Here is a 345-nt window from a genome sequence, read left to right as displayed (position 1 = left end):
GGCGAGGTCAGGCTCGACGGCGAGCCCATCCCGCGCCGCGGCAAGGGGCTGCGCCGATACCGCCAGCAGCTGCGCATGGTCTTCCAGGATCCGTTCGCCTCGCTCAACCCGTACCACTCGATCCGATACCACCTCGAGCGCCCGATCCGTCTCGACGACGTCGTGCCCAAGAAAGACACCGAGGCCGAGGTGCGCAGGCTCCTCGAGCGGGTGCGCCTCGACGCGGATGCCGTGATCGACCGGCGCCCGCACGAGCTCTCGGGTGGTCAGCGGCAGCGCGTGGCCATCGCTCGCGCGCTCGCCTCGCGCCCGTCGCTGCTCGTCGCCGACGAGCCGGTGTCGATG

Annotated in this window: 1 protein-coding gene; it reads left to right on the top strand. The window is 71.6% G+C overall.

Annotated elements, in window-relative coordinates; translation table 11 throughout:
• Positions 1-345, top strand: a 345-nt coding sequence (locus tag J7E68_RS19950; protein ID WP_251049050.1) for an ATP-binding cassette domain-containing protein, incomplete at both ends; no start/stop codon positions are given.

This window comes from Microbacterium sp. ISL-103, assembly GCF_018613995.1.
In the GTDB taxonomy this organism is placed as follows: Bacteria; Actinomycetota; Actinomycetes; order Actinomycetales; family Microbacteriaceae; genus Microbacterium.
Note: the sequence above shows the minus strand (reverse complement) of the source record. Positions and strands in the feature narration are given on the sequence as shown.